1 tRNA gene and 3 rRNA genes are annotated in these 4,987 nt (G+C 52.8%); all 4 read left to right on the top strand.

The annotated features are described in order from the left end of the window. Positions 1–1,450, top strand: a 16S ribosomal RNA gene (locus ACJ8IN_RS24560); the annotation flags it as partial. An 88-nt stretch (positions 1,451–1,538) separates the two neighbouring features. After that, positions 1,539–1,614: transfer RNA gene (locus ACJ8IN_RS24555), tRNA-Glu, on the top strand. Positions 1,615–1,853: 239 nt separating this feature from the next. After that, a 23S ribosomal RNA gene (locus ACJ8IN_RS24550) occupies positions 1,854–4,761 on the top strand. 104 nt (positions 4,762–4,865) lie between these two features. Further along, positions 4,866–4,981 (top strand): 5S ribosomal RNA (rrf, locus tag ACJ8IN_RS24545). Positions 4,982–4,987: the final 6 nt, after the last annotated feature.

Here is a 4,987-nt window from a genome sequence, read left to right as displayed (position 1 = left end):
GGGTGACGAGCGGCGGACGGGTGAGTAATGTCTGGGAAACTGCCTGATGGAGGGGGATAACTACTGGAAACGGTAGCTAATACCGCATAACGTCGCAAGACCAAAGAGGGGGACCTTCGGGCCTCTTGCCATCAGATGTGCCCAGATGGGATTAGCTAGTAGGTGGGGTAATGGCTCACCTAGGCGACGATCCCTAGCTGGTCTGAGAGGATGACCAGCCACACTGGAACTGAGACACGGTCCAGACTCCTACGGGAGGCAGCAGTGGGGAATATTGCACAATGGGCGCAAGCCTGATGCAGCCATGCCGCGTGTGTGAAGAAGGCCTTCGGGTTGTAAAGCACTTTCAGCGAGGAGGAAGGTGGTGAACTTAATACGTTCATCAATTGACGTTACTCGCAGAAGAAGCACCGGCTAACTCCGTGCCAGCAGCCGCGGTAATACGGAGGGTGCAAGCGTTAATCGGAATTACTGGGCGTAAAGCGCACGCAGGCGGTTTGTTAAGTCAGATGTGAAATCCCCGGGCTCAACCTGGGAACTGCATTTGAAACTGGCAAGCTAGAGTCTCGTAGAGGGGGGTAGAATTCCAGGTGTAGCGGTGAAATGCGTAGAGATCTGGAGGAATACCGGTGGCGAAGGCGGCCCCCTGGACGAAGACTGACGCTCAGGTGCGAAAGCGTGGGGAGCAAACAGGATTAGATACCCTGGTAGTCCACGCTGTAAACGATGTCGATTTGGAGGTTGTGCCCTTGAGGCGTGGCTTCCGGAGCTAACGCGTTAAATCGACCGCCTGGGGAGTACGGCCGCAAGGTTAAAACTCAAATGAATTGACGGGGGCCCGCACAAGCGGTGGAGCATGTGGTTTAATTCGATGCAACGCGAAGAACCTTACCTACTCTTGACATCCAGAGAACTTAGCAGAGATGCTTTGGTGCCTTCGGGAACTCTGAGACAGGTGCTGCATGGCTGTCGTCAGCTCGTGTTGTGAAATGTTGGGTTAAGTCCCGCAACGAGCGCAACCCTTATCCTTTGTTGCCAGCGGTTCGGCCGGGAACTCAAAGGAGACTGCCAGTGATAAACTGGAGGAAGGTGGGGATGACGTCAAGTCATCATGGCCCTTACGAGTAGGGCTACACACGTGCTACAATGGCGTATACAAAGAGAAGCGACCTCGCGAGAGCAAGCGGACCTCATAAAGTACGTCGTAGTCCGGATTGGAGTCTGCAACTCGACTCCATGAAGTCGGAATCGCTAGTAATCGTAGATCAGAATGCTACGGTGAATACGTTCCCGGGCCTTGTACACACCGCCCGTCACACCATGGGAGTGGGTTGCAAAAGAAGTAGGTAGCTTAACCTTCGGGAGGGCGCTTACCACTTTGTGATTCATGACTGGGGTGAAGTCGTAACAAGGTAACCGTAGGGGAACCTGCGGTTGGATCACCTCCTTACCTAAAGATATTGCTTCGAGTGGCGTGCTCACACAGATTGTCTGATGAAAAAGTAACGAGCAAAAGCGTCATAAAAGTACGGTGTCGTGTCCCCTTCGTCTAGAGGCCTAGGACACCGCCCTTTCACGGCGGTAACAGGGGTTCGAATCCCCTAGGGGACGCCAAGCTTCCGACCCACCCGGTGAAAGCGGCGGTCTTCAGTATCTGACGATACACCATATCTTAAAGATGACTTTCGAGTCATGTTTAAGATATTGCTCTTTAACAATCTGGAACAAGCTGAAAATTGAAACATGACGGCTGAAATTCATTCCTCCGTAGAAGTACCGGAATGAAGAGTAACCTGTCATAGAGTCTCTCAAATGTTTGCAGCGCGAACGATGGAAACATCTTCGGGTTGTGAGGTTAAGTGACTAAGCGTACACGGTGGATGCCTAGGCAGTCAGAGGCGATGAAGGGCGTGCTAATCTGCGAAAAGCGTCGGTAAGGTGATATGAACCGTTACAACCGGCGATACCCGAATGGGGAAACCCAGTGTGTTTCGACACACTATCATGTCATGAATACATAGTGGCATGAGGCGAACCGGGGGAACTGAAACATCTAAGTACCCCGAGGAAAAGAAATCAACCGAGATTCCCCCAGTAGCGGCGAGCGAACGGGGAGGAGCCCAGAACCTGAATCGGCTTGTGTGTTAGTGGAAGCGTCTGGAAAGTCGCGCAGCAAAGGGTGATAGCCCCGTACACTAAAATGCACAGGTCGTGAGTTCGATGAGTAGGGCGGGACACGTGACATCCTGTCTGAATATGGGGGGACCATCCTCCAAGGCTAAATACTCCTGACTGACCGATAGTGAACCAGTACCGTGAGGGAAAGGCGAAAAGAACCCCGGCGAGGGGAGTGAAATAGAACCTGAAACCGTGTACGTACAAGCAGTGGGAGCACCTTCGTGGTGTGACTGCGTACCTTTTGTATAATGGGTCAGCGACTTATATTTTGTAGCAAGGTTAACCGTATAGGGGAGCCGTAGGGAAACCGAGTCTTAACTGGGCGAATAGTTGCAAGGTATAGACCCGAAACCCGGTGATCTAGCCATGGGCAGGTTGAAGGTTGGGTAACACTAACTGGAGGACCGAACCGACTAATGTTGAAAAATTAGCGGATGACTTGTGGCTGGGGGTGAAAGGCCAATCAAACCGGGAGATAGCTGGTTCTCCCCGAAAGCTATTTAGGTAGCGCCTCGTGAACTCATCTTCGGGGGTAGAGCACTGTTTCGGCTAGGGGGCCATCCCGGCTTACCAAACCGATGCAAACTCCGAATACCGAAGAATGTTATCACGGGAGACACACGGCGGGTGCTAACGTCCGTCGTGAAGAGGGAAACAACCCAGACCGCCAGCTAAGGTCCCAAAGTCATGGTTAAGTGGGAAACGATGTGGGAAGGCACAGACAGCCAGGATGTTGGCTTAGAAGCAGCCATCATTTAAAGAAAGCGTAATAGCTCACTGGTCGAGTCGGCCTGCGCGGAAGATGTAACGGGGCTAAACCATGCACCGAAGCTGCGGCAGCGACGCTTAGGCGTTGTTGGGTAGGGGAGCGTTCTGTAAGCCGTTGAAGGTGGCCTGTGAGGGTTGCTGGAGGTATCAGAAGTGCGAATGCTGACATAAGTAACGATAAAGCGGGTGAAAAGCCCGCTCGCCGGAAGACCAAGGGTTCCTGTCCAACGTTAATCGGGGCAGGGTGAGTCGACCCCTAAGGCGAGGCTGAAAAGCGTAGTCGATGGGAAACAGGTTAATATTCCTGTACTTGGTGTTACTGCGAAGGGGGGACGGAGAAGGCTAGGCTAGCCGGGCGACGGTTGTCCCGGTTTAAGCGTGTAGGGGGTGTGACCTGGTAAATCCGGTTGCATACTAACCCTGAGGCGTGATGACGATGCACTACGGTGCAGAAGTAGTTGATGCCCTGCTTCCAGGAAAATCCTCTAAGCTCCAGGTAACATTAAATCGTACCCCAAACCGACACAGGTGGTCAGGTAGAGAATACCAAGGCGCTTGAGAGAACTCGGGTGAAGGAACTAGGCAAAATGGTGCCGTAACTTCGGGAGAAGGCACGCTGGCATGTAGGTGAAGTCCCTTGCGGATGGAGCTGAAGCCAGTCGAAGATACCAGCTGGCTGCAACTGTTTAATAAAAACACAGCACTGTGCAAACACGAAAGTGGACGTATACGGTGTGACGCCTGCCCGGTGCTGGAAGGTTAATTGATGGGGTCAGCCGCAAGGCGAAGCTCTTGATCGAAGCCCCAGTAAACGGCGGCCGTAACTATAACGGTCCTAAGGTAGCGAAATTCCTTGTCGGGTAAGTTCCGACCTGCACGAATGGCGTAATGATGGCCAGGCTGTCTCCACCCGAGACTCAGTGAAATTGAACTCGCTGTGAAGATGCAGTGTACCCGCGGCAAGACGGAAAGACCCCGTGAACCTTTACTATAGCTTGACACTGAACATTGAGCCTTGATGTGTAGGATAGGTGGGAGGCTTTGAAGCGTGGACGCCAGTCTGCGTGGAGCCATCCTTGAAATACCACCCTTTAATGTTTGATGTTCTAACTCTGCCCCGTGATCCGGGGTGAGGACAGTGTCTGGTGGGTAGTTTGACTGGGGCGGTCTCCTCCCAAAGAGTAACGGAGGAGCACGAAGGTTAGCTAATCACGGTCGGACATCGTGAGGTTAGTGCAAAGGCATAAGCTAGCTTGACTGCGAGAGTGACGGCTCGAGCAGGTACGAAAGTAGGTCTTAGTGATCCGGTGGTTCTGAATGGAAGGGCCATCGCTCAACGGATAAAAGGTACTCCGGGGATAACAGGCTGATACCGCCCAAGAGTTCATATCGACGGCGGTGTTTGGCACCTCGATGTCGGCTCATCACATCCTGGGGCTGAAGTAGGTCCCAAGGGTATGGCTGTTCGCCATTTAAAGTGGTACGCGAGCTGGGTTTAGAACGTCGTGAGACAGTTCGGTCCCTATCTGCCGTGGGCGTTGGAAGATTGAGAGGGGTTGCTCCTAGTACGAGAGGACCGGAGTGAACGCACCACTGGTGTTCGGGTTGTCATGCCAATGGCATTGCCCGGTAGCTAAGTGCGGAAAAGATAAGCGCTGAAAGCATCTAAGCGCGAAACTTGCCTCAAGATGAGTCTTCCCTGGGACTTTAAGTCCCCTGAAGGAACGTTTAAGACTAAGACGTTGATAGGCTGGGTGTGTAAGTGCAGCGATGCATTGAGCTAACCAGTACTAATGATCCGTGAGGCTTAACCTTACAACACCGAAGGTGTTTTAGAGACGAAGATATTTTCAGCGAAGTTCCGAGATTGGTTCTGATGGCGACACGAGAGTGAAGCGGTTGGAATGAAACAGAATTTGCCTGGCGGCAATAGCGCGGTGGTCCCACCTGACCCCATGCCGAACTCAGAAGTGAAACGCCGTAGCGCCGATGGTAGTGTGGGGTCTCCCCATGCGAGAGTAGGACACTGCCAGGCATCAAA

The sequence above is a fragment of the Serratia sp. CY31944 genome (genome assembly GCF_052169175.1).
Classification (GTDB): domain Bacteria; phylum Pseudomonadota; class Gammaproteobacteria; order Enterobacterales; family Enterobacteriaceae; genus Serratia; species Serratia sarumanii.
Note: the sequence above shows the minus strand (reverse complement) of the source record. Positions and strands in the feature narration are given on the sequence as shown.